Source organism: Mesorhizobium norvegicum (assembly GCF_004919685.1).
GTDB classification, from domain to species: domain Bacteria; phylum Pseudomonadota; class Alphaproteobacteria; order Rhizobiales; family Rhizobiaceae; genus Mesorhizobium; species Mesorhizobium norvegicum.
On record NZ_SMYZ01000039.1, the window covers coordinates 1 to 22,563 of the forward strand.

The 22,563-nt window shown below is 64.3% G+C and carries 23 protein-coding genes, 1 tRNA gene and 2 pseudogenes; 10 read left to right on the plus strand and 16 right to left on the minus strand.

Annotated features, from left to right (window positions below; all coding sequences use genetic code 11):
* Positions 1 to 41 precede the first annotated feature (41 nt).
* The 4 genes from FCU66_RS15640 to leuD form a co-directional block, all read right to left on the minus strand.
* Entirely contained in the window at positions 42 to 392 is a 351-nt protein-coding gene (locus tag FCU66_RS15640; RefSeq protein ID WP_136622027.1) for a VOC family protein, read from the minus strand.
* 14 nt (positions 393 to 406) lie between these two features.
* Positions 407 to 790 carry a RidA family protein gene (locus FCU66_RS15645; protein ID WP_136622026.1) on the minus strand — a complete coding sequence of 128 codons (384 nt, stop codon included), beginning with the start codon at positions 788 to 790 and terminating at the stop codon, positions 407 to 409.
* 314 nt (positions 791 to 1,104) lie between these two features.
* Entirely contained in the window at positions 1,105 to 2,034 is a 930-nt protein-coding gene (locus FCU66_RS15655) for a hypothetical protein (RefSeq protein ID WP_136622025.1), read from the minus strand.
* Positions 2,035 to 2,107: 73 nt separating this feature from the next.
* Positions 2,108 to 2,713 (minus strand): 3-isopropylmalate dehydratase small subunit, encoded by a 606-nt coding sequence (leuD, locus tag FCU66_RS15660; protein WP_023810900.1) that lies wholly within the window; start codon positions 2,711 to 2,713, stop codon positions 2,108 to 2,110.
* 127 nt (positions 2,714 to 2,840) lie between these two features.
* Between leuD and FCU66_RS15665 the strand changes: the two genes are divergently transcribed.
* The 4 genes from FCU66_RS15665 (at position 2,841) to FCU66_RS15680 (ending at position 4,660) form a co-directional block, all read left to right on the plus strand.
* A complete protein-coding gene (locus FCU66_RS15665; RefSeq protein ID WP_136622024.1) occupies positions 2,841 to 3,266 on the plus strand; it encodes a GNAT family N-acetyltransferase in 426 nt (141 codons plus the stop codon).
* A gap of 100 nt (positions 3,267 to 3,366) precedes the next feature.
* On the plus strand, positions 3,367 to 3,678 hold the full coding sequence (locus FCU66_RS15670; RefSeq protein WP_168992177.1) for an ArsR/SmtB family transcription factor: 312 nt from the start codon (positions 3,367 to 3,369) through the stop codon (positions 3,676 to 3,678).
* Positions 3,678 to 4,124: an SRPBCC family protein gene (locus FCU66_RS15675; RefSeq protein WP_111544076.1), complete on the plus strand. Its 447-nt coding sequence runs from the start codon at positions 3,678 to 3,680 to the stop codon at positions 4,122 to 4,124. Before FCU66_RS15670 ends, FCU66_RS15675 begins: the two co-directional genes overlap by 1 nt.
* Before the next feature lie 44 nt (positions 4,125 to 4,168).
* Positions 4,169 to 4,660: an SRPBCC family protein gene (locus FCU66_RS15680; RefSeq protein WP_136622022.1), complete on the plus strand. Its 492-nt coding sequence runs from the start codon at positions 4,169 to 4,171 to the stop codon at positions 4,658 to 4,660.
* A 253-nt stretch (positions 4,661 to 4,913) separates the two neighbouring features.
* Here FCU66_RS15680 and FCU66_RS15685 read toward each other — a convergent pair whose 3' ends face one another.
* From FCU66_RS15685 to FCU66_RS41145, 5 genes are read right to left on the minus strand one after another with little or no spacing between them, the layout of a single operon-like run.
* Entirely contained in the window at positions 4,914 to 6,080 is a 1,167-nt protein-coding gene (locus FCU66_RS15685; RefSeq protein ID WP_136616100.1) for an NAD(P)/FAD-dependent oxidoreductase, read from the minus strand.
* Positions 6,081 to 6,119: 39 nt separating this feature from the next.
* Complete coding sequence (locus FCU66_RS15690) at positions 6,120 to 7,721, minus strand: sensor histidine kinase (RefSeq protein WP_136616101.1); 1,602 nt, start codon at positions 7,719 to 7,721, stop codon at positions 6,120 to 6,122.
* Entirely contained in the window at positions 7,712 to 8,404 is a 693-nt protein-coding gene (locus FCU66_RS15695) for a response regulator transcription factor (protein ID WP_136616102.1), read from the minus strand. Before FCU66_RS15695 ends, FCU66_RS15690 begins: the two co-directional genes overlap by 10 nt.
* A 3-nt stretch (positions 8,405 to 8,407) precedes the next feature.
* On the minus strand, positions 8,408 to 9,958 hold the full coding sequence (locus tag FCU66_RS15700) for a DUF4153 domain-containing protein (RefSeq protein WP_136616103.1): 1,551 nt from the start codon (positions 9,956 to 9,958) through the stop codon (positions 8,408 to 8,410).
* Complete coding sequence (locus FCU66_RS41145) at positions 9,955 to 10,110, minus strand: hypothetical protein (protein WP_168991716.1); 156 nt, start codon at positions 10,108 to 10,110, stop codon at positions 9,955 to 9,957. Before FCU66_RS41145 ends, FCU66_RS15700 begins: the two co-directional genes overlap by 4 nt.
* Positions 10,111 to 10,520: 410 nt before the next feature.
* Between FCU66_RS41145 and FCU66_RS15705 the strand changes: the two genes are divergently transcribed.
* Positions 10,521 to 11,414 (plus strand): HpcH/HpaI aldolase/citrate lyase family protein, encoded by an 894-nt coding sequence (locus FCU66_RS15705; RefSeq protein ID WP_136616104.1) that lies wholly within the window; start codon positions 10,521 to 10,523, stop codon positions 11,412 to 11,414.
* Between the two features lie 93 nt (positions 11,415 to 11,507).
* On the plus strand, positions 11,508 to 11,714 hold the full coding sequence (locus tag FCU66_RS15710; RefSeq protein ID WP_136616105.1) for a DUF1737 domain-containing protein: 207 nt from the start codon (positions 11,508 to 11,510) through the stop codon (positions 11,712 to 11,714).
* Between the two features lie 23 nt (positions 11,715 to 11,737).
* On the opposite strand, the gene FCU66_RS15715 is transcribed toward FCU66_RS15710, so the two are convergent.
* The 3 genes and pseudogenes from FCU66_RS15715 to FCU66_RS15725 all read right to left on the minus strand — a co-directional run bounded on the left by FCU66_RS15715 (position 11,738) and on the right by FCU66_RS15725 (position 12,860).
* On the minus strand, positions 11,738 to 12,019 hold the full coding sequence (locus tag FCU66_RS15715; RefSeq protein ID WP_136616106.1) for a helix-turn-helix domain-containing protein: 282 nt from the start codon (positions 12,017 to 12,019) through the stop codon (positions 11,738 to 11,740).
* A 2-nt stretch (positions 12,020 to 12,021) separates the two neighbouring features.
* Positions 12,022 to 12,347 (minus strand): annotated as a pseudogene (locus FCU66_RS15720) (type II toxin-antitoxin system RelE/ParE family toxin).
* A 90-nt stretch (positions 12,348 to 12,437) separates the two neighbouring features.
* Positions 12,438 to 12,860: a metallopeptidase family protein gene (locus tag FCU66_RS15725; protein ID WP_023763026.1), complete on the minus strand. Its 423-nt coding sequence runs from the start codon at positions 12,858 to 12,860 to the stop codon at positions 12,438 to 12,440.
* Between the two features lie 182 nt (positions 12,861 to 13,042).
* On the opposite strand from FCU66_RS15725, the gene FCU66_RS15730 reads away from it, so the two are divergent.
* Genes FCU66_RS15730 through FCU66_RS15740 form a run of 3 tightly spaced genes read left to right on the plus strand, consistent with a single transcriptional unit; the run spans position 13,043 to position 18,856 of the window.
* Complete coding sequence (locus FCU66_RS15730; protein ID WP_136616107.1) at positions 13,043 to 14,086, plus strand: ImuA family protein; 1,044 nt, start codon at positions 13,043 to 13,045, stop codon at positions 14,084 to 14,086.
* Entirely contained in the window at positions 14,028 to 15,506 is a 1,479-nt protein-coding gene (locus FCU66_RS15735; protein WP_136616108.1) for a DUF6504 family protein, read from the plus strand. The genes FCU66_RS15730 and FCU66_RS15735 overlap by 59 nt, the downstream gene beginning before the upstream one ends.
* The gene (locus tag FCU66_RS15740; protein WP_136616109.1) at positions 15,503 to 18,856 is read left to right on the plus strand and encodes an error-prone DNA polymerase; all 3,354 of its coding nucleotides are present in this window, start codon (positions 15,503 to 15,505) and stop codon (positions 18,854 to 18,856) included. Before FCU66_RS15735 ends, FCU66_RS15740 begins: the two co-directional genes overlap by 4 nt.
* Positions 18,857 to 19,126: 270 nt before the next feature.
* Here FCU66_RS15740 and FCU66_RS15750 read toward each other — a convergent pair whose 3' ends face one another.
* The 4 genes and pseudogenes from FCU66_RS15750 to FCU66_RS15765 form a co-directional block, all read right to left on the minus strand.
* Entirely contained in the window at positions 19,127 to 19,375 is a 249-nt protein-coding gene (locus tag FCU66_RS15750) for a Trm112 family protein (protein WP_136616110.1), read from the minus strand.
* Between the two features lie 173 nt (positions 19,376 to 19,548).
* A complete protein-coding gene (locus FCU66_RS15755) occupies positions 19,549 to 20,220 on the minus strand; it encodes an LON peptidase substrate-binding domain-containing protein (RefSeq protein ID WP_136616111.1) in 672 nt (223 codons plus the stop codon).
* 193 nt (positions 20,221 to 20,413) lie between these two features.
* Positions 20,414 to 21,252: pseudogene (locus FCU66_RS15760) on the minus strand (tetratricopeptide repeat protein).
* Between the two features lie 84 nt (positions 21,253 to 21,336).
* A complete protein-coding gene (locus FCU66_RS15765) occupies positions 21,337 to 21,834 on the minus strand; it encodes a prolyl-tRNA synthetase associated domain-containing protein (protein WP_136616113.1) in 498 nt (165 codons plus the stop codon).
* A gap of 261 nt (positions 21,835 to 22,095) precedes the next feature.
* On the opposite strand from FCU66_RS15765, the gene FCU66_RS15770 reads away from it, so the two are divergent.
* Positions 22,096 to 22,170: transfer RNA gene (locus FCU66_RS15770), tRNA-Gly, on the plus strand.
* The last annotated feature ends 393 nt before the right edge of the window (positions 22,171 to 22,563 follow it).

Sequence of the window (22,563 nt, forward strand, 5' to 3'; positions counted from 1 at the left end):
AGGGGGGTGCTGTCCCGCCGGCGTCGGAAGAGCTCTCCCGCCTACCGATGCGAGAGAATGTTGACCAGCCTGCCGAACGGATCGCGGACATAGAAGCGCCGCACGCCCCAGGGCTCGTCGGCCGGTCCGTATTCGATGGCGAAGCCGGCCGTCTTCATGGCATCGAGCGCCGCATCGACATCGTCGACCTCGATCGAGAGATCCGGCACCGGCGTGCCGGAGCCGCCTTGCGCCATGAAGCTGACCTGGACATCCATCTTTGCTTGCGAGCCGTACGTGGCGATCCAGCCAAGATCCATCAGCACATCGAGGCCGAGCACGTCCTGGTAGAAGCGCTTTGCCGCAGCGACATCCGATGTCTCGATGTTGGCAACGATACGCCGGACTTTCATCGTCGGCCCGCCTTTCATGCCGTGCGCCGCAACGCCGTGACTTCGATCTCGATCTTCATTTCCGGTCTGTTGAGCTGGCAGACGATCATCGTCGCCGCCGGCCTGATGTCGCCGAACGTCTCGCCGAGGATCGGGAAGACGATGTCCACGAAGGCCTGGTCGGTGATGTTGTAATGCGCCCGCACCACGTCAGCCATCTCGAAGCCGCCGTCATGAAGCGCCTTGCCGATCGTCGCCAGGCAATTGCGCGTCTGTGCCTCGACCGTCTCCGGCATCGTCATCGTCGCATAGTCGTAGCCGGTCGTCCCCGACACGAAACACCAGTCGCCCTGCACCACGGCGCGCGAATAGCCGGCGGTCTTTTCGAAGGGCGAGCCGGTGGAGATCAGTTTTCGCATGGGTGTCCTCGCAGAGTGGTGGTCATCTTGCAGGGAAGACGCTGATCCGGCCATGGGCCAACGCGGATGGGTTGGCGGTGCAAACCTTCGATGCCGGCGGGACAGCACCCCCGCAAGGAGGGAGATCGGATGTCACGAATGCTTTCGCCAATTGCCAATGTTGCAGAGATGGGCGGAACGCCGAAGCCGCCAATCTCCCCCCTTGCGGGGGAGATGTCCGGCAGGACAGAGGGGGGTGCGAAGGATCGCGACAGAACGGTTTTGTTTCCAGCCGCCGTGCCCTCGGCCGAGATCGCGGCATGCATTCTCAGGATCTAATTCCCCGCCCCCAGCGCCTTGTCCAGCGCCTCCTTCACATCGGCCGGCCATGTCGTGACCGCCGGCCAGGCATCTGGCTCGGGCTTGTCGCCGCGGCGGGCGAAGTAGAGCTTGTGCTGGGCCGGGTCGACCGCCATGAACCCGTCATTGCCGCCGCAGTCATGCGGCACGCAGCCGCTGGCGTAGAAGGCGCCTGAAGCGGTCTTTTCGGTGCCGCCGCCGACCAGCAGGCTGGTCGCCATGTCGGGCATGTCCTTGCCGAGCAGCTTTTCGGCTTCCTTGTAGACAGCCTCATTGTGGAAGGCGTCGATGATGTTCTGGTACTTTTCCGGATCGATGTCTTTCCAGTCCGTGCCGGGTTCCGGCATGTAGCTCAGATTGCCCGAAATCGTCAGCCCGTCGGTCGGCGACCACTGCAAAGCCGGTTTCTGATCCCCCGGCAACAGATAGGGCACGAAATAGATGGCGTTGTCGGACACCGCCGAGGGCGGCGCGCCGCAATCGTCCTGCTCGACGGTGGTGCTCTGGATAGTGCCGCCTTCCGGCTTCCAGACGATCACCGTTGCCGGCCCGCATTGATTGCCGCCATCGCCGACATCGAACAGCGCCACCTTGACGCCGCCGACCTCGACTATTCTGTCGAAGAAGACGTCATAATTGGTGGCCAGCTGCTTGCCGTCATAGGCAAGCACCTTCTCACCGTCCTGTTCCGGTTGGGTGATGGTCAGCGTGCCGCCCTCGAAGGGTACAGGCGCCTGCTTGTCGTCATCGGAAGCGTCGGCGGCGTCTGTCCCCTGATCCGTGGCCGGCTTTTCGGCCGCCGGCGCCGGCTGCGCGGCGGGCGTCTGTGTTTGCGCATAAGCGCTCGCCACCGGCACCAGCAAAAGGGCCAGCCCGCAGGCGCCGGCAAGAAGCGAACGTGTCATGACTGTCCCTCCACTCAGTCGCAACGAACCCGGCCTGAAAGCGGCCGGGACCCATCCGCCCGGAGCGTGCCGCTCAGGCCCAGGGGCGCTGTTCGGCGTTGCGCTTCTCGAACGAGGCGATGGCGCCGGCTTTCTCCATGGTCAGGCCGATGTCGTCGAGACCATTGAGCAGGCAATGCCGCTTGAAATCGTCGAGGTCGAAGGTGACCACGCCGCCATCCGGCCCGCGGATTTCCTTGGCCTCGAGGTCGACCGACACCGTGGCATTGGAGCCGCGCGAGGCGTCGTCCATCAGCTTCTCGAGATCTTCAGGGCTGACGGTGATCGGCAGGATGCCGTTCTTGAAGCAGTTGTTGTAGAAAATGTCGGCGAACGAGGTCGAGATGACGCAGCGGATGCCGAAGTCGAGCAGCGCCCACGGCGCGTGCTCTCTGCTCGAGCCGCAGCCGAAATTATCGCCGGCAACCAGGATCTGCGCCTTGCGATAGGCCGGCTTGTTGAGCACGAAATCCGGATTCTCCGAACCGTCGTCCTTGTAGCGCATTTCGGCGAACAGGCCGGTGCCGAGCCCGGTGCGCTTGATCGTCTTCAGATAATCCTTGGGGATGATCATGTCGGTGTCGACATTGACGATCGGCATCGGAGCGGCGACGCCGGTGAGCTTGGTGAATTTTTCCATGGCTTTTGCCCGTGTTTTCGTTGCGGGGAATTTGCTGAGGCCCGGTTTACACAAAGCCGGCGGCAAATAAAAGGCAACTGTTTGTGCACAGTGGCACAAGCCAGCCCGATGGTGCAGTCTGGCGACCATGGCAGAAAACTCACACGTCCTCTATGCACGCGAAGCCGCGCTCGACATCGCCGAATTCCGCCGCGTTCTGATCGAATCCGGCCTCGGCGAGACACGCCCCGTCGATGACGCTACGCGGTTGCAGGCGATGCTGTCGGGCGCCAATCTGGTGCTGACCGCCCGTCTCGACGTGGAGGGCAAGCCGCTGATCGGCGTTATCAGGGCGATGACCGACTTTTCCTGGGTCTGCTACATCTCCGAACTTGCCGTTTCCCAATCGGCGCAGGGGCTCGGCATCGGCAAGGGCCTGATGGACGAGGCGCGCCGGCAACTCGGGCCATCGGTCGCCATCAGCCTGATCTCCATGCCCGACGCCGTCGGCTTCTACGAACGCATCGGCATGAAGCACATGCCCGACGCCTTCTGGTTCTCCCGCAAGCGCTGACGCTTTCCACCCACAATCGCCTTGGCGGGACAGGCAACTTTTCGTGATCTGCAAGCTGCCTTGACATGCAACCAAATGGTTGCATATTAAAGCCATGAGCATGGATGCCGTCTTTCGCGCCCTGGCCGACCCGACCCGCCGGCAATTGCTGGACAGCCTCCATATCCGGAACGGGCAGACGCTGAACGCGCTCTGCGCAGAGATGGACATGACGCGTCAGGCGGTGACCAAGCACCTGGCGATCCTGGAGGAAGCCAACCTTGTCACCACCATCCGCAAGGGGCGTGAGAAGGAGCACTACCTCAACCCCGTGCCCATCAACGAGATCGCCGACCGCTGGATCGGCAAATTCGAACGGGGGCGGCTGAATGCGCTTGGCGATTTGAAGAAACGCCTCGAAAGGGAAGACTGATGAGCAACGCCTTTGTTTACGTGACCTACATCCGCACCACGCCCGAAAAACTCTGGGAAGCGCTGACCGAGCCGGAGTTCCACCAGCAGTATTTCCTCGGCGCCCAGATGCAGAGCGACTGGAAGCAAGGTTCGACGTGGAAGATGGTCTACGCCGATGGCCGCGTCACCGACAGTGGCGAGATCCTCGAGATCGATCCGCCCAGGCGGATCGTCATCAAATGGCGCAACGAGTTCATGCCGGAGGTGAAGGCCGACGGCTACACGCGCTGCACCTTCGTTATCGAGCAGGAAGGCGACATGATGAAGCTTGCCGTCACCCACGGGGCGGACGGTCCGCACAAACTGCTGGAGCATGTCTCCAATGGCTGGCCGCTGATCCTGTCGAGCCTGAAGAGCCTGCTCGAAACCGGCAAGGGCCTGTCGCGCCCGGCATCCAAGGGGTGAAGGTCTTGTTTCGGCATCGAAACGATCCCTGTTTGGAGGCAGTCATGATGCACAGCCCTATGACGCAGAGCATGACCAATGGCGAAACCGTCATGGCATCCGCCGAGATCGAAGCGCCCCCGGAACGCATCTTCAGGGCGCTGGTAGGTAAGGAAGTCGAGCAATGGTGGGGGTCTGCAGCTACCTACCGGATGGTCGACTGGTCGGCGGACCTTCGCGTCGGCGGCCATTGGACGGTTGTTGTCCGGACGGCTGGCGGCAAGGACCTGCCGGCCAGTGGCGAATTCCTCGAGATCGAGGCACCGCGCAGGATCGTACAGACGCGGGCCTATGAATGGGACCATCCAACACTTGGCCGACGGCAAACCACGGTCGCCTGGCTGCTGGAGCCGATCGCCACCGGCACGCGCCTCACCATCTGCCATGGCGGCTTTGGCGGGCTGAGTGAAGCGGCCACCGAGCATGCCGAGGGTTGGGGACGGGTGCTGGCCTGGTTGCAGGCCTATGTCGAGGCTGGAAGACTGGCAGCTGCTTAGAGGCTGTTCAAATTCGGCTGGCCTACGGGGTAGCACAGGCAATTGCAGACCTCGGCGCCGCCCCTCATTGCCCTGCCGGGCATTTCTCCCCGTAAACGGGGAGAAAGAAGGTGGCCGCGACGCTGGCGCCCTTCTAGCTGTCAATAATTGGCGAAGCCGGCGACCCCAGCGTCCCTCGCCCCGTTTACGGGGAGAGGATGCCGGCAGGCAGGTGAGGGGCGGCGCCGACTTCGAAGGACGGGAGCCGCTCCCCTCAAATCACATTCAATTCCCGAAACGCCCTTCCCTCCGCGACCCGGCCATACCCGAACGCCGAACAGTCCACCGTGCGGTAGCCGCCGTGGACGATCAGCTCGGCCAGCGCCTTGCCGACCGCCGGCGCCTGCTGCAGGCCGTGGCCGGAAAAACCGTTGGCGAAGATGAAATTGCCGACTTCGGGATGCGGGCCGATCACCGCGTTCTGATCCAACGTGTTGTAATCGTAGTGGCCGGCCCAGGCGCGGGTCGGCTTGATCGCCTCGAAGGCCGGAATGCGGGTCGCCAGCGCCGGCCAGATCACCTCTTCGAACAGCGGCCAATCGACCTCGAAATCCCCGGGATCGGCGGGACCGTCGCCCTCTTCCGGCTCAGCGCCGCCGGTGAGGTAGACCGAGCCTTCCGGCCTGACATAAATGCCGGAGGGATCGACCAGCAGCGGCATGTCGGCATATTTCTCGCGCGCCTCGAAGACGAAGACGTTGCGCTTGCGCGGCTCGACCGGCAGCGCCAGCCCTGCAAGAGCCGCCACCTTGCCGGCATTCGGCCCGGCGGCATTGACGACGATGCCGGCTTCCAGTCTGTCGCCATTGTCGAGGCTGACGCCGGTGACACGGTCGCCTTGCCGCTCGATGCCGGTGACATCGGCGGTGATGAAATCGATCTTCTTGTCGCGCAGCGCCTTGCGGAACAGCATCAGCATTGCATGCGCGTCGAACCAACCCTCGCCGCTGCGGCCATAGGCGCCGGCGGTGATGCCCTCGGCCGACAGCCACGGGAACCGGCGCACCAGCTGATCCGCGTCCTCCAGCACGATGTCGGCGCCCTCGGCCATCTGCGCGTCGTGATTGCTCTTGAGGATCGGCAAGCCGTTCTCGCCGGCCAGGATGAGATAGCCGCCTTCGCGAAAGCCGATATCGGCATCCGCGCCGAACTCTTCCTTCAGCCGCCGGAACAGCTTTAGCGTGAACTGCGACAGGCGGATGTTTTCCGGGATCGAGAATTGCTGGCGGATCGAGGCCAAGGACAGCGTCGTTGCCGCATGCGCGAACTGCGGATCGCGCTCGATCAGCGCGATCGAACCGGAAAACCCTTCCTCGCGCAGATAATAGGCGACCGAGGAACCAACGATGGCCCCGCCGATGATGACGATGTCGTAGCGCACGCTTTTATGCCCTTTCCGATTCGAGCCGCTGATCGGGAGTCACGCGGCCGGCAAAATGATCTCGAAGCGCGTGCCGCGTTCGGAGTCAACCAGCGCGATCATACCATCATGCGCTTTCAGGAGGGCCAGAACGATGCCAAGGCCCATGCCGGTGCCGCCGGTAGAGCGCCGCGTGGTGAAGAACGGCTGGAAAATGCGCGCTCGGTTGCTCGGCGAAATGCCGGCACCGTCGTCGCTCACCAGCACCGTCGCCTTGCCGCTGGCACTTGCGGCGGTGATTGAAACCAGCGTCGCGCCGTGCCTGGCCGAATTGTCGATGAGATTGGCAAGCACGATTGCGGCGTTCTCCGCCGATATGCGCAAGGCCAGATCGCCGCCGGCCTCGACGCGGACCGCCAGCCTGGTGTCGACGGGCAGCAGCGCCAGTGCCGCACCGATCGAGGTGCTTTCGCCGCTCGGCGCCAGGTTTTCGGCGCGCGCCAGGTCGAGCAGGCGCCGCACCAGCAGATTGAGTCGCCCGGCATCGGTGACGATGTTGTTGGAGAAACGCCGCCGCTCCGTATCGTCCATCGCGCTGCCTGAATCGCGCAGCAGCTCGGCCGCCCCCTGGATCGCCGTCAACGGCGATTTGAGCTCGTGCGAGACATGGGTGGCAAAGGTCTGGATCGAGTCCGATCGCGCCTGCAGTTTTTCGGCCATGTCGAGGAAGGCGGCGGAAAGCGCCGCCATCTCGTATGTGCCATGGTGGTCGAGCGGCCGGATCGCGTCGCGATCACCGGCGGCGATGCGCTCCGTGCGGTCGATCAGCGCATAGATCGGCCGGCTGACGGTGCGCAGGAAGACCAGGCCGATGAGCAGCGTGCCGCCGATTATGGCGATGGCCGCCAACGTCACCTTGCCGCGTTCGCCATAGAGATGCTTGATGATGTTGTTGGGCGTCCGCGACACATAGACCACGCCGGCAACCCTGCCATCGACGGCCACCGGCAGGGCGACGAAGACACGCACCTTGGTGCCGCGGCTGACCGAATAGAGCGGCGGCGCCGGCTGGTCGGGGATGCGCAGCCTGAGCGCACTGGCATAGCGGCCATCAAGCGCCTCACGCACCTCTTCAATGCCGGCGAGTGACTGTCCGACCTCGCCACGTCCGGCAATGACGACGCCCCGGGGATCGAGCAACCGGAAACCGGCCAGCGTGGTTTTCTGCGTGGCATCGAGAATGCCGGACAGGCGCGTGCCGATCGCCGCGAAGGCGGGATCGGCGGCGGCTGATATCGCCGCCGGCCGGGTCGGCAGGACATAGTCGGAGGCGAGATCGAGTTGCGGCTCGATCGGCCGGTACAGCGGATCCGGATTGACGCTTCGGCTCGAATCCCTGCTTGGCTCCGGTATCGGCGCGCCGAGTTTTTCCGGGGCAATGCCGGCGTCGCGCACATCCTGCGCATAGATGGCGGCGATGGCCGCACCTTGCGCGATCAGCTCCGCTTCGGTCTGGCGGATCAGCTGGTTCTCGTAGAGGCGGAAGAAGAACAAGCCGACCAGCGGCAAGGCCATGACCAGGATCAGGATGGCAACGACGACCGTGGCCAGGCGAGGCCGCCATTTGCGGCCGATCCATTTGCTGGAGGCCGTCAGCCGCATCGGCCAAGCCGGAAGCCGACGCCATGCACGGTCTCGATGGCATCCGGGCAACCAGCCGCCGTCAGCTTGGCGCGGATGTTGCGTATATGGCTGTCGACGGTGCGGTCGGCGACATGGATCTTGCCGGCATAGGCGCTGGCCATCACCGCGTCGCGGTCGAGCACATGCGTCGGCCGCGCCAGAAACCCCTTCAGGATCGAGAACTCTATCCCCGTCAGGGCAAGCGGCTTGCCGTCGAAGCTGGCGGCATGGCTGGCCGGCGCCAGAGCCAGTTTGCCGTGCGAAAACTGCCTGTCGTCGATCGACTCTGCTGCCGCCGGGCGGGCGCGCCGCAGGATGACGTTGACGCGGGCGACCAGCTCGCGCGGGCTGAACGGTTTTGTCACATAGTCGTCGCCGCCCATTTCGAGCCCGAGGATGCGGTCGATCTCCTCGTCGCGCGCGGACAGGAACAGCACCGGCACATCGGATGTGTGCCTGAGCCGCCGGCAGACCTCCAGCCCGTCCATCTCCGGCATGCCGATGTCGAGCACGACCAGGTCAGGCGTGCGCCGTCCGATCGCTTGCAGGGCGGCGGCGCCATCGGCCACCCCAAGCGTTTTCATGCCGGCCTTCTCCAGCGCAAAGCAGATCACTTCGCGGATGTGCGGATCATCGTCGGCGACGAGGATGTGATGCGGCATGGATCAGCGGCCCGGCACGTGAGGTTCGGTACGGTCAGGAACCACGAACGGCCCCTTGGTGTCGAGATATCCGAGCAGCCGCCAGTCGCGAAAGCTCCAGGCCCGCCAGTTCTGCTGCAGGGTGCGATACCAGCCTTCGTCGCTGCCGCGCAGTCCGGCGAGTTGCCGAAAGACCGGATCGTTGGCGGCAGGCGTTCGGCTTTGATGCTCGAGGAAGCGGTCGAGCGCCGGAAACGCGCCCGGGCCGAGCGAGCGCAGATACCAGGCATCGAGGGAAATGCCCTGGTCGGTCATTTCGAAGGAATGGTCGACATTGTAATTGGCGATCGTTGCGGCGAAATTGATGAAACAGCCGGCATAAAGCGTCAGAGATAACGTCAGAAGATTGGCGGACAGCAGCCATTCGTTGGATTTTCCCAGCGCGATGCGGGCGATGATGAGGGTAAGACCAGCCGCGACCAGCCCCATCCAGACGAAGGCGGCGATGCGCCAGTAGGTCAGCGCATAGATGTCGATATAGAGGTCGAGCCGCAGGATCGACGAGATGACCAGCATGATGTTCTGCGCCACCCAGGCATAGACCAGCCGGCGGATGAGCGGATCGGCCGATGTCTCGCTGCCCGGCCGCAGCGCCGCCAGCACGAAGCCGGCGGCAAGCAGCGCGGTGACAACAAGCGGATAGGCGCCGCGATGCGCGTAGGCGGCGTAGCCCAGCCCGTCGGGAAGCGCTGCCCCGCCCCACAGATAGGTGGCGTCGAGCCCGGTCTGCAGCGCAAACAGGATGTTGAAGACAACAAGAGCGCGAAGGATGGCGGCCTTGCCGAGCAGGATGTCTTCGATGGTGATGGCGGTTTTCTCGGCCTGAGCGCTGACCGCTGCAGCCGGCGCGGCGCGCGGAATGCGGCGCACCAGGCGCGGCAGGCGTGGCCGCAAAAAGGCCCAGACGCCGGCGAGCACGAACAGCCAGAAGGCAATCCGCGCCAGCTGGATGAGATCGAGCAATTTCAGAAGGTCGATCAGCGACAACCAGTAATCGATGACCGGATTGGCGGCGCCGAACAGCGCCAGGAAGACCGCGCCCAGTGTCAGCGGCATCACCCAGACGGCGATCGCCGCCAGCCGGACGCGGCGCCAGCCGAAGCGCCGCGCCGTCTTGCGCCAGCGGATGAAATCACTGGCAAAGCGGAACGGCATCGCCAGCCCGAACAAGGTGATCTGGCCGGCAATGCGGGCGATGCTAAGCCGCAGCCGGCCGCTCAGCGAAAGCGCAAAGACGACCAGCGCCGCAAGCGCAATCGACACCGACAGGGCGCTGACATTTTCAGCCAGCGGCAGCAGCGCGAGAAGCAGGGCAGCGGGCTTGAGCCAGACCCTGCCGTCGCTGAAGGCCGCCGGGTGCACGGCGACAACCGCGGCGGCGATCAGGAGAGCGAACAGGAAAACCGTGATGCCGGCGGGCTGGCCATAGAAGAGAAAATCCGCAAGTGCCGCCAGCAAGATGGCGACACCGAAGCGGCTGCAATAGCTCGGCGCGGCGGAAAACAACGCTGTCATGACCTGATCTTCCTGATGGCGTCCCGTCGGATGGCCGGCAGGCTCTTGCGGACAAGGGGGATGAGGATCGCCGTCGCGCGCGGCGGATCGGCCAGCCACCAGCCTTCGCTGCGCAGCCGGTGAGGCAGACGGGGTTTTGCTCGCTTTTGCATGCCGCCTGTCTCGCAGGCCGGCGGGGAGATCGCAGGGCGGATCCGAGGAGGTTTTCCGCAAGCCTGTGCAGTTTTCGTGCAGAGGCCAAAGCTGCCAATCTCCCCCCTTGTGGGGGAGATGCCCGGTAGGGCAGAGGGGGGCGTGAAGGATCGCGGCTTCAATCAGCTTGGGTTCCTCGCCCCCACGAGAGTGGAGGAGAGGTGGCTCGGCGAAGCCGAGACGGAGAGGGGGGCTGCGCCCTACGAATGCCCCCTCTCCGGCCGCTTCGCGGCCACCTCCTGGCGGGGGCGAGAAACCCAGATCTTGAGAAGTCGGCAGGACAGCGCCCCCCTCTGTCNNCCCCACGAGGGGGGAGATCGAACCGTCTTGCAGGCTTGCCTCCACCAACCGCACGCGGCATAGATTTGAGATGACCGAAACCTACCGCCCGCGCCGCTCCGTGCTCTACGTCCCGGCCTCCAACGACAAGGCGCTGGCCAAGATCGCGCAGCTCACCTGCGACGCAATCATCATCGACCTGGAAGACGCCGTCACCCCGGCCGACAAGATTGCCGCGCGCGAAAAACTGGCCGGCATTTTCGCCAACCGCCCAGTTGCCAACCACTTTGGCCGTCGCTGCGAGATGGTCGTGCGCATCAATGCGCTGGCCAGCGAGTGGGGCGCCGACGATCTGCTGGCTGCCGCGGGCTGCGAGCCCGACGGCATCCTGTTGCCCAAGGTTGACACGCCGCGCGACCTGCTCGAGGCCGGTGACGTGCTCGACGACAATTTCGCTCCCGACAGCGTGAAACTATGGGCGATGATCGAGACGCCCAAGGCGCTGCTCAACATCGGCGCCATCGCCGAGCTTGGCCGTGATCCGGCCTCTCGATTGGCTTGTTTCGTTGCCGGAACGAATGATCTGGTCAAGAATACCGGCGTGTTGGCGACGCCTGACCGGCGCTATTTGGTGCCATGGCTGATGCAGATGGTGCTGGCCGCGCGCGCGGGCGGCATCGACATGCTCGACGGCGTCTCCAACGATTTTCGCGACCTCGACGCTTTCGCCCGGGAATGCACGGAAGCCGCGGCCATGGGGTTCGACGGCAAGAGCCTCATCCACCCGGCCCAGATCGAAGCCGCGAACCGCGCCTTCGCGCCGTCCGCTCAGGCGGTGGCCGAGGCACGCCTGGTCAGGCAAACCTTCGCGCTTCCGGAAAACGCCGGCAAGGGCGTGATCGCGCTGAACGGCAAGATGGTCGAGCGGCTGCATCTGACGCAGGCTGAAAAACTGCTGGCGAAGGCCGCTGCCATCGGCGCATGATCAAGCATGATCCCGAAAAGTGGGAACCGGTTTTCGGAAAAGATCATGCTAAACTAAAAATCGGCTAAGGTTATTCACGACAGGACTTGAGACATGAAACTCTACCGCTTTCTGACCGGCCCGGACGACGCCAGCTTTTGCCACAAGGTGACGGCGGCACTCAACAAGGGTTGGCACCTGTTCGGCTCGCCGACCTATGCCTACGACAAGAAAGCCAAGTCGATGCGCTGCGGCCAGGCCGTGGTGAAGGATATCGACGGTCAGGAATACGGGGAGGATACCAAGCTCAGCGATTGGTAGTCGCCGTCGCTTTGCATGCGAAATTAGGCAGCCTCGGCAATATCAAGACGCACGGTAAGTCCGGCCTGTGACGCAAGGTTGATCAACGTATCCAGACTGAAATTCGCGATCCTGCCCCGCAGGAGGTCGTTAAGGCGCGGCTGAGTAATCCCGAGGCGACTGGCTGCTTCGGCTTGGGTAACGTCCCAGCTCCGCACCCGCTGTTCGATCGCGATTAGCAAGTTGGAGCGCATGGTCATGTTGGCGGCCTCGGCCGGAGTATCTTCCAGCGCGTCCCACACGTTTTCAAAGCTCTGACGTTCCATCGTCACGCCTCCACTTGCTTGAACCGCGATGCGGCAAGATCCAAGTCTCGTTTCGCCGTCTGCTGCGTCTTCTTCTGGAAGGCATGTAGTACATAGACGGCGTCACCTATGCTCGCGACATAAGCACCCGGAACGCCCCGGCGTCGTCACGGACGCGGATTTCCCGCACGCCGAGGCCTACCGCCTTCATCGGCTTCCAGTCGCTTGGTTCAAGTCCGAGCTGCACCTTATGCAACTGAACGCCTGTTTCCTTGCGCGCCGCCTCTGGAAAATCCCGGAGCTGGGCAAGAGAATCTCCAAGAAACTCTAAGCGCTTCGTCACTGGCATTGGCTAGTCTTATATCAAAACTTGTATAATTGAGCAAGGCGGTAACCACACGGGAAGGCGGACCGCTGCAGCGCAGCGCTCAGGCGCCGATCACTCCGCAGCCTCTTCGATCTTCTCCATATCATCGTCCGACAGGCCGAAATGGTGGCCGATCTCGTGGATCAGCACGTGGGTGACGATGTCGCCCAGCGTCTCTTCGTTCTCGGACCAGTAGTCGAGGATGGCGCGGCGGTAGAGCGTGATGCGGTTCGGGCCTTCGCCGGTCTGCGGGTTCCAGCGTTCGGCGATGCCGCGCCCCTCGAACAGGCCGAGCAGGTCGAACGGCGTTTCCAGCGACAGATCGTCCATGATCTCGTCGGTCGGGAACTCGGCGATCTGGATGACGATCTCGCCGGTCAGCTTGCGAAAATCCTCCGGCAGATGGGCGTACGCCTCCAGCGCCAGGAACTCCATTTCGTCCATCGAGGGCGAGAGTTCGTCGTGCCAGGTGCGGGTCTTGTAGATGCGGGCCATGCTTTGTCCTTTGATCCCGGCATATAGGCTTTCACACCGGAATCGGCAAATGAACGGGCTGATGCGCCTACGCCATCCAGGCGGAGAGGAATAAATTCCCCACAACTCCGCTTGACTCTTCCGGCCCCCTCTGGAATCTATAGGAACATAACAGGAACAATTGTGAGTGGAAGCTGACCGTCATGGCGATGACCGCCGTGGCGCGGGAGACTGTTTTTGCCCTGCGCCGCCAGATCGCGAAAATCGAGGGAACGCTGCCCGAGCGCTTGGCTGCGCCGGCTGCCGCGACCTCCGATGCTGACGTCAACACCGATCTCACCATCGTCCGGCGTGGCATTGCCGCGGCGTTGCCGGATGCGTTCCTGCCCATCGGCGTCGAGCGCCTCGATGCCGCCTTGAGTGGCGGTCTGCCGAAGGCCGCCTTAAGCGAAATCCATGGCAGTGAAACCCGCGATGCCGGGGCCGTCGCCGGTTTCGCCCTGTCGCTCACCAGCCTGATCCTCAAGCAAACGCCGGGGCTGCCGGTGCTGTGGATCGGCACCACGGAGATCTTTCGCGAGGCAGGCTTTCCCTATGCCAGGGGGCTTCACGCCGCGTTCGGCATCGAGCCGGAGCAATTGCTGTTTTCCGAGGCGCCAAGGCTTGTCGATGCGCTGTGGGTCGCCGAGGAGGCGGCCCGGATGACGGCGCTCGCCGCGGTCATCCTGGAAATCCGCGGCAATCCGCAGCGGCTGGACCTGACCGCGACACGCCGGCTGCATGCAAGGGCGCAAGGTGCCGGCCGGCCGGTGTTCCTGCTGCGGCAGGCGGCCGAACCCGAACCGACGGCGGCACCCGTCCGCCTCATCGTCGCCTCGGCGCCGGCAGCGCCGCGCGACACCATCGCCGGGCCGCTCGCCGGCACGATCGGCCGCCCGGCCTTCACCCTCACCATCGGCAAGAGCCGCACGGCCCTGCCTGGACAATTCACACTGGAGTGGAACCCCGATGAACGCGCATTCGACGAAAGAACGAGCGACGAAAGAAGGGGCGAGGGAAGAGAGCGGGCAAAGAATCCTGTCCCTGTGGTTTCCCTATCTGGCCGTGGAAAGGATCCTGCGGCAGCGTCTGGGGCGGTCCTGGCGTTCCCGGCCATCGGATCATCTGCCGCCATCTCACCCACCGCTCGTGATCAGCCATCGCGACCGCAACGCGCAGCGCATCTCGGCCCTCGACGAGCGGGCTGAAGCGCTGCACCTGAAGCGCGACATGGGCATCGCCGATGCACGCGCCATGCATCCGTCGATCGACGTTGTCGAGGCCGATCCGGAAGCCGACCGCCGCCTGCTCGAAGGCCTTGCCGACTGGTGCGACCGCTACACCCCGCTGGTGGCGTTGGACGGGGCGGACGGCCTGTTTCTCGACGTCACCGGCTGCACCCATCTGTTCGGCGGTGAACGCGCCATGCTGGACGACATCCTGTCGCGTTTCTTCCATCAGGGCTTTGACGTCCGCGCCGGGCTTGCCGCGACACCGGGTGCTGCCTGGGCGGCGGCACGGTTTGCCGGTGACCGCATCGTGCCTTGCGGCGAGGAGGAAGCGCTGCTCGCACCCCTGCCGCTGGCCGCACTGCGCATCGAGCCGGCAACCCGCGCCAGCCTGGAAAGCGTCGGCCTGCGCACGGCGGGTGCCGTCATGGCGGCGCCGCGCGCGCCGCTTGCCCGCCGCTTCGGCGCCTTGCTGCTCCTGCGCCTCGACCAGGCGCTTGGCCGTCTCGACGAAGCGGTGTCGCCGCGCCTTCCCGTCGCGCCGCTTTCGGTCGAACGCCACCTCGCCGAACCCGTCACCTTGACCGAGGACATCGAACGGCTGGTGGGCATGCTGGCGGTGACCTTGAAAACCGACCTCGAGCGCCGCGGCGAGGGCGCCAGGACGCTGGCGCTGCTGCTCTTTCGCGTCGACGGCGCCGTCAGCCGCATCGCCATCGGCACCTCGCGGCCGATGCGCGAACCCCGGCTGATCCAGCGCTTGTTCCATGAACGGCTGGCCGCACTCGAACAGGATATCGATGCCGGTTATGGCTTCGATCTGGTGCGGCTCTCGGTGCTGACATCAGCCGCCTTCGACATGCAGCAGGCCGACCTTGCCGGCGAGGTGATCGACGACGGCGCCGATATCGCGCTGTTCGCCGACCGCATCCGCGCCAGGCTCGGCGAGAGCGCGGTGCTGCAACCGGTCGTCGTCGAAAGCCATCTGCCGGAGCGTGCCGTCGTCACCATCCCCTTCACCGAGACGCCGCGCCGGACCACGCCGCCGAAGAAGCCGGACAGGCTGCAGGCGCCAAAAACCATCTTCCCGCCGGAGCGGCCGATCCGGCTGTTCCGCTCGCCCGAACCCATCGACGTGCCGGCCACCGAAATGCCTGAAGGCCCGCCGTTGAACTTCCGCTGGCGGCGCGCGCTCTACCGGGTCACGCGGGCCGAAGGGCCGGAACGCATCGCCGCCGAATGGTGGCGGGAAGTGCCAAGCGACGAGGCGGCATCGACGCGCGACTATTTCCGCATCGAGGATGCCGACGGCCGCCGCTACTGGCTCTACCGGCAAGGCCTTTACGGCGGCGCCTCGCAGGTACCGCCGCGCTGGTTCCTGCATGGTGTCTTCGCATGAACGCGCTGACCGTCATTCCCTATGCCGAGTTCGGCATCCAGTCGAATTTCTCTTTCCTGCGCGGCGCCTCCAAGCCGGAGGAGCTGGTGGTCGCGGCCAAGCTCCTGGGCTTCTCGGCGATCGGGCTTGCCGACCGCAACACGGTGGCCGGCGTGGTGCGCGCCTGGCAGCAGGCCAAGGTCGAAAAGCTCTCCTATCATCCCGGCTGCCGGCTGGTTTTTGGCGACGGCACGCCGAACATTCTCGCCTATCCCAAGGACCGCAAGGGCTGGGGGCATCTGTGCCGCATGCTGACGCAAGCCAATCTGCGCGACGAGAACGAAAAAGGCGCCACCCTTCTCCAGCGCAGCGACCTCCTCGAATGGGGGGATCTGATGTCGCTGGCGGTCCTGCCCGATCTGTCGGCGGGCGCGGAAGATAGTCTTGCCCTGCTTGGTGAGCTCAAGGACCGCTTCGGCAAAAGCCTGCGGCTTGGTGTTTCGCCCGACTATGCGGGCAATGACCGTTTCCGGATCGAGCAGGCAGCGGCGATGGCCGAGAGCGCCGGTATTCCCCTGATGGCGACTAACGACGTTCTCTACCACACGGCCGAACGGCGCCCGCTGCAGGACGTGCTGACCGCGATCCGCCTCAACACGCCCGTCGCCGAGGTCGGGTTGCAACTGGCCGCCAATGCCGAGCGCCATCTGAAGCCGCCGATGGAGATGGCACGCCTGTTCCGCCGGCATCCGCAGGCGCTGGCCGAGACCTTGCGGTTTGCGCAAGAGCTGACTTTTTCGCTGAGCGACCTCCAGTACAATTACCCCGACGAGCCGACGGAATCGGGTCTTGGGCCACAGGCCGAGCTGGAACGGCTGGCGCGGGAGGGGGCGGCCAACCGCTACCCGGCCGGAGTGCCTGCTTCGGTGATCGAGCGCATCCAGGAAGAGCTCGCTCTGATCGAGCGCCTCAACTACGCCCGCTATTTCCTGACTGTCTACGACATCGTCAAGTTCGCGCGCAGCAAGGATATTCTCTGCCAGGGACGTGGGTCAGCCGCCAATTCGGTCGTCTGCTTCTGCATCGGCATCACCGAAGTGGGGCCGGAAAAAATCGATTCTCTTTTCGAGCGCTTCATTTCCGAGGAAAGGAACGAACCGCCAGACATCGACGTCGATTTCGAGCACGAGAAGCGCGAAACCGTAATCCAGTACATCTACGAGAAATACAGCGGCAAGCGCACAGCACTTGCAGCCGCCGTCATCAGCTATCGCGGCCGCTCGGCGCTGCGCGAAGTGTCGAAGGCGATGGGCCTGTCCGAGGATGTCAGGGCATCGCTTTCTGGCTCGATCTGGGGTTGGTCGACATCGGAGCTTGGCGAGAAGGAAGCCCGGGCCGGAGGACTCGACCGGAGCGATCCGGTGTCGCGGCATGTGATGGAACGCGCCAATGAGATCATGGGCTTCCCCCGTCATCTCTCCCAGCATGTCGGCGGCTTCGTCATCACCCGGGATCGGCTCGACGAGATCGTGCCCATCGTCAAGACGGCGATGGACCAGCGCAAGATGGTGGAGTGGGACAAGGACGATCTCGACGCGGTGAAGATCCTGAAAGTAGACGTGCTGGCGCTCGGCATGCTGACCTGCCTGCAACGCGCCTTCACCTTGCTCACTGAGCATTATCCGAAGGCGAGGGACCCGTATGGGCAGCCCTATGTGCTGGCCACCCTGCCGCCGGAGGATAAGCAGGTCTACAAGATGATCTGCCGCGCCGACACCCTCGGCGTCTTCCAGATCGAATCGCGCGCCCAGATGTCGATGCTGCCGCGTCTCAAGCCAGACAATTTTTATGATCTCGTCATCGAGGTGGCGATCGTGCGGCCGGGCCCGATCCAGGGCGACATGGTCCATCCCTATCTGCGCCGCCGGCAAGGCAAGGAAAAACCCGAATATCAGAAACCGGAGCTGGAGGCGATTCTCAGCAAGACGCTGGGTGTGCCGCTGTTTCAGGAACAGGCTATGAATATCGCCATCGTTGCCGGTGGTTTCAAACCGGGCGAAGCCGACGAACTGCGCCGCGCCATGGCCACCTTCAAGCGCACCGGCACCATCGGCAATTACCGCGACCGTATGATCAATGGCATGGTCGGCAAGGGCTACACCAAGGACTTCGCCGAGCGCTGCTTCAAGCAGATCGAGGGCTTTGGCGAATACGGCTTTCCCGAAAGCCATGCCGCCTCCTTCGCCCTGCTCGTCTATGCCTCCTGCTGGTTCAAGACCTTCTACCCCGACGTGTTCTGCGCCGCGATCCTGAATTCGCAGCCGATGGGGTTTTACCAGCCGGCCCAGCTCGTCCGCGACGCACGCGACCATGGCGTCGACATCCGCGACGTCGACGTCAATTTCTCCGTCTGGGATTGCACGCTGGAGGAATTCCCTTTCGATCCGGCCCGCATCCTCGCGCGCCATGCCGACATGCGCGGCGTCATCGAGACGAACCATGCGCTGCGGCTCGGCTTCCGGCAGATCAAGGGCCTGTCGAAGGAACGCATGGACGCTTTCGTCGAGCGGCGCGGTTCAGGCTACTCGACCGTCAGGGATGTCTGGCTGCGCTCCGGCCTCGATGTCGACGAGATCGAGAGGCTGGCGCAGGCCGACGCCTTCCGTTCGCTCGGCCTCGACCGCCGCGAGGCGCTGTGGGCGGTGCGCGCGCTCGACGGCAAGAGTGCCGCCGAAAGGCTGCCGCTGTTCGACCAGCCGGCACTCCGCCTGCGCGAGCTGGAGCCCGAAACGAGGCTGCCGAAAATGCCGCTCGGCGAGCATGTCATCCATGATTATCGCTCACTCGGCCTGTCGCTGAAGGCGCATCCGGTCGCCTTCCTGCGCGAGCGGCTCGACCGGGCCGGCGTCACGCCCAATGCGAACCTGCCTTCGGTGCGCGACGGCAGGCGGGTCTCCGTTGCCGGCCTCGTGCTGGTGCGGCAGCGCCCCGGCAAGGGCAACGCGATCTTCCTGACGCTGGAGGACGACAAGGCCGTCGCCAACGTCATCTTCTGGCAAAGAACCTTTGACCGCTATCGGCCGATTGTCATGGGAGCACGGTTCGTCCGGGTCACCGGGAAATTGCAATCGGAATCGGGTGTGGTCCACATCGTCGCCGAAAAGATCGAGGACCTGACGCCTTGGCTGACCGTGCTTCTGGAGAAGGTCAGCGAGGCCGCACCAGCGGTCGCCGGTCCTCCCGAACGCGCTGCCAGGGGGCCAGATCGCTCCAATCGGCCCGCTATAGGGAACGCGCCGATCCGGCAGGACATCGCGACGCTGTCGGAAGAGGCGGAACAGGTCATGCCCAAGGGGCGGAATTTTCAGTAGGGCTACGATGCGCGCTTTCAGCACCGTACCTTCGTCATCCACGGGCGGAGCAGGAGCGAAGCAAGCCTTGATGCTGGCGGGGCAGCACCCCCCTCTGTCTTGCCAGACATCTCCCCCGCAAGGGGGGAGATTGGCAGTTTCAGCGCCTTGCCAGTTCCTGCAATGCTGAAGATTGGCGAAAGCCGCTGAGCGCGTAATCTCCCCCCTTGCGGGNNGGGGGGTGCTGTCCCGCCAGCCTCGGCAATTTCTGCGCCCCAGCGGCACTCGAATTCACGAAGGCCCACTCAGGCGCGGCGGCGGCGGCGCCAGCACATCCTCCACGGAAAGCGTCCGCGCTTCCGAGGGCAGCATGATCGGGATGCCGTCACGCACCGGATAGGCGAGCTTGGCGACCCGAGAGACCAGCTCACCACGCTCCGGATCCCAGGCCAGCGGCCCCTTGGTCAGCGGGCAGGCCAGCAGCTCCAGCAGCTTGGGGTCGACATTGACCTTCTTCCCGTCACGCCCGTCCGCCGCCATTATGTCCTCTTCTCAGCCAGTTGCGGGCCCAGGATGTGTGGAGATTCAGGTCAGGCCGTGCCGAAAATGGTGGCTTCCGAGAACCGGAGCGGAGCGTACTTTTTGGTACGTGAGCACCGGAAGCGCAAGGAGCCTCCGTTTGCAGGCCTGCCTCACCTGAATATCCGCACATCCTACTGCAGGCTCGAGCCAAAGTCCTCATTCTCGCGCGCCAGCGCCATTTCGGTGATGGCGATCAGCGTCTCCGCCCGGGTCTTCAGGTCGGCTGCTTCGAGCAGCGCCTGTTTTTCGGCCGGCCCGTAGGGCGCCATCATCGACAGCGCGTTGACCAGCATGGCATTTTCGGCCCGGCTGACGCTTTCCCAATCGGCCTCCAGGTCGTTGGCCTGCAGATAGGCGCGAAATGCCTTGAGCAGCGATGGCCGGTCGATCTCGTTGGCCGCCTGGTCCTCATCGAGGTCGGCAAGGAAAGGCGCCGGCTTGCACTGGCGAAACGGCGTCTTGACCGTCAGTTCGTGGGCGATGCGGAACCGGCACACGCCCTGCAGCGAAATCAGATAGCGGCCGTCGCCGGTCTCGGAAAAGGCGATAATGCGCCCGGCACAGCCGACATTGCAGAGCTCCGGCTCGCCGTCGTCGCGCAAGGCGCCGTCGAGACTGGGCTGGATGACGCCGATGAGCCGCGAGCCGGCAATCGCCTCGTCCACCATCTGCAGATAGCGCGGCTCGAAGATGTTGAGCGGCATGCGGCCTCCCGGCAACAAAAGCGCACCCTCGAGCGGAAAGATCGGGATCGTCGACGGCAAATCCTTGGCGAGCCGGTAATGCGCGTTTCCCGCTTGCACCTCATTCCTCCGATCGCGCCATCAAGAAGCGCGTCAATTCCCTGTCCTGGAGCGGTTCACCGTTTCACGGAAACGCTCTATCTCTTTGTTTTTATGCATGTCGTTTTCCCAAAACCGGGGCCCACTTCTGGGCGACATGCATTAATCTGGCGCAGTCATCGCCGACGCCAAGCCCGTGCGGCAAAACAACCGCTCAGGAAAACAGCAATGCCGACAATTTGCGGCGCGCGCCAAGCGTCGCCTCGTCGGTCATGCCCCAGGCCTCGAACAGCTGCAGCAATTGCGTCCTGGCGCCGTCCTCGTTCCAGGCCCGGTCGGCCTTGATGATGGCCAGCAGATTGTCGGCGGCCGCCGTGCGGTCGCCGTTGGCGTTCTGGATCATGGCCAGATCGAAGCGCGCCTGATGGTCTTTGGAATTTTCCGCCAGGCGGCGCTCGAACTCGGCCGGGTTGCCGAGGGCTGCCGCTTGCGCGGCCAGCGCCATCTTGGCGCGCAGGGCGGCCAGCGGCGGCGCATCCTTCTTGGCTTCCGGGGCTGTTGCCAGGAGCGCCTCGGCGCCTTGCGTGTCGCCGGCCTCGAACAGCAGCTCGCCAAGCCCGGCGATCGCCTCGATCGTCTCCGGCGCCTGCGCCAGGACGGCGTCATAGATGTCGGCCGCGGTCTGCATGTCGCCGGCGTCGCGCGCCTCGGCCGCTGCAGCGAGCGCCTCGGCCACCGGCGGCGCGCCATCGCCCTTGCCGCCGACCTTGGTGATGAATTCGTTGATCTGGCTCTCGGGGATCGCGCCCATGAAGCCGTCAACCGGCTGGCCGTCCTTGAAGGCGATGACCGCGGGGATCGACTGGATGCCGAGCTGACCGGCGATCGAGGGATGGTCGTCGTATCCTTGATGACATCGGCAGCCGAGGCGGCGGGCGCATCGCCAAGCGCGACTTTCGCCGGCGCCGGCGCGGTTCCACCATACTGCACGGACGTGGTGTACTGGCCGCCATTGCCGCCAAAGGGGCCGCCAAACGGATTGTTGTCGCTCATCTCTTTACCCTTCCATGACGCGCCCGGCCGGCAGCCAGGCGCCACATGCTTCAGACCATCGGTTTCAAGCCATCCATGTGGCGATCACGCGGAGACTTTCAAGATAGCAGCATCGTGCCCGGTTGCCTCGACGAATCTGATCAGGTCGCTCGCCGCGATCGATGTCGTCGCCTCATTGGTCAGCGGATGCCCATTGATCACCGCATGCTCCATCAAATCCTTGTCGAGCACGAGCTTGACCCTGTTTGCCGTATCGTTGATGACGCCAAAGACCGTGACCGCGCCCGGCGTGACGCCGAGCAGCTCCATCAGCATCTCCGGCTTGCCGAAGGAAACGCGGCTGGCGGCGCCGATGACCTGGTGGATCTGCTTCAGGTCGACGACCGCGTCCTCGCCGACGGTGACCAGGAAGAAATTGTCCTTCTTGTCCTTCAGGAACAGGTTTTTCGTGTGCCCGCCGGCGATTTCGCCGCGCAATGCCTGCGAATCGGCGACCGTATAGAGAGGCGGATGGCGTTTCGTCGAGGCGACAATCCCGAGTTCGGCAAGAAAGGCCATCAATTCGGCTTCGGTCTTCGGCATCGGTTTGTCTTCGTCCCGTTTCTCAAGCCCAAGCCGTTTACGGCCAATAGGGCGGCCGACACAAGACCGTCATGCGACATCGCGGTGAATGGGCCCGCCCTTCGCGGTGGCGCCCCCGCCGCCCGCCACGCGCCCGCCCGCATAGTGGCGGCGGCTTGCCGGCATCGCTTGCCGCGTCGCAAAAAAGCCTGCGATTTCCCTGTTGCAATCGCCGCGCTCTTCAGCCATATAGGCCCGGCTTGCGGCCAAGACGCCGTGCGAGCGGGTGTAGCTCAGGGGTAGAGCACAACCTTGCCAAGGTTGGGGTCGAGCGTTCGAATCGCTTCACCCGCTCCAATTTCCTCAAGGGGAATCAAGCGATTAAGAGGCGCCTTTCGGGGCGCCTTTTGCTTACACGGCCTTCTAAACTGGCAATGTAAGCTCCTTGTAAGCGCGCAAGGCGAATCTCGGTAACGCTCATGGCACGAGGCGCGTGTGGGTTCGCGAAACGCGCTCACCAGTGATGGAAGGTCTAGAGACGCGTCGGACTAGCATAAGCAGATGCACGCGTACCCTCGCCAATGTCGAGCCGAGCATCATCGGCCGCGCGAAGCACTTGCGCGCCGAGCAAGATTTGCGGCACGCTCCGCTTCACGATCCTCCGCCGAGGTTCACGCAACCAGAGCCGCCCACGGATTCTCACGGACACCCCGGCGAAGAGCCTCGCCCGATAGGGCGGAGCCGCCAGCA

Bases quoted from the DNA above. Each gene is read 5' to 3' on its own strand.
- FCU66_RS15640 (WP_136622027.1), bottom strand. From the start codon at position 392: ATGAAAGTCCGGCGTATCGTTGCCAACATCGAGACATCGGATGTCGCT.
- FCU66_RS15645 (WP_136622026.1), bottom strand. From the start codon at position 790: ATGCGAAAACTGATCTCCACCGGCTCGCCCTTCGAAAAGACCGCCGGC.
- FCU66_RS15655 (WP_136622025.1), bottom strand. From the start codon at position 2,034: ATGACACGTTCGCTTCTTGCCGGCGCCTGCGGGCTGGCCCTTTTGCTG.
- leuD (WP_023810900.1), bottom strand. From the start codon at position 2,713: ATGGAAAAATTCACCAAGCTCACCGGCGTCGCCGCTCCGATGCCGATC.
- FCU66_RS15665 (WP_136622024.1), top strand. From the start codon at position 2,841: ATGGCAGAAAACTCACACGTCCTCTATGCACGCGAAGCCGCGCTCGAC.
- FCU66_RS15670 (WP_168992177.1), top strand. From the start codon at position 3,367: ATGGATGCCGTCTTTCGCGCCCTGGCCGACCCGACCCGCCGGCAATTG.
- FCU66_RS15675 (WP_111544076.1), top strand. From the start codon at position 3,678: ATGAGCAACGCCTTTGTTTACGTGACCTACATCCGCACCACGCCCGAA.
- FCU66_RS15680 (WP_136622022.1), top strand. From the start codon at position 4,169: ATGATGCACAGCCCTATGACGCAGAGCATGACCAATGGCGAAACCGTC.
- FCU66_RS15690 (WP_136616101.1), bottom strand. From the start codon at position 7,721: ATGCGGCTGACGGCCTCCAGCAAATGGATCGGCCGCAAATGGCGGCCT.
- FCU66_RS15695 (WP_136616102.1), bottom strand. From the start codon at position 8,404: ATGCCGCATCACATCCTCGTCGCCGACGATGATCCGCACATCCGCGAA.
- FCU66_RS15700 (WP_136616103.1), bottom strand. From the start codon at position 9,958: ATGACAGCGTTGTTTTCCGCCGCGCCGAGCTATTGCAGCCGCTTCGGT.
- FCU66_RS41145 (WP_168991716.1), bottom strand. From the start codon at position 10,110: ATGCAAAAGCGAGCAAAACCCCGTCTGCCTCACCGGCTGCGCAGCGAA.
- FCU66_RS15705 (WP_136616104.1), top strand. From the start codon at position 10,521: ATGACCGAAACCTACCGCCCGCGCCGCTCCGTGCTCTACGTCCCGGCC.
- FCU66_RS15710 (WP_136616105.1), top strand. From the start codon at position 11,508: ATGAAACTCTACCGCTTTCTGACCGGCCCGGACGACGCCAGCTTTTGC.
- FCU66_RS15715 (WP_136616106.1), bottom strand. From the start codon at position 12,019: ATGGAACGTCAGAGCTTTGAAAACGTGTGGGACGCGCTGGAAGATACT.
- FCU66_RS15725 (WP_023763026.1), bottom strand. From the start codon at position 12,860: ATGGCCCGCATCTACAAGACCCGCACCTGGCACGACGAACTCTCGCCC.
- FCU66_RS15730 (WP_136616107.1), top strand. From the start codon at position 13,043: ATGGCGATGACCGCCGTGGCGCGGGAGACTGTTTTTGCCCTGCGCCGC.
- FCU66_RS15740 (WP_136616109.1), top strand. From the start codon at position 15,503: ATGAACGCGCTGACCGTCATTCCCTATGCCGAGTTCGGCATCCAGTCG.
- FCU66_RS15750 (WP_136616110.1), bottom strand. From the start codon at position 19,375: ATGGCGGCGGACGGGCGTGACGGGAAGAAGGTCAATGTCGACCCCAAG.
- FCU66_RS15765 (WP_136616113.1), bottom strand. From the start codon at position 21,834: ATGCCGAAGACCGAAGCCGAATTGATGGCCTTTCTTGCCGAACTCGGG.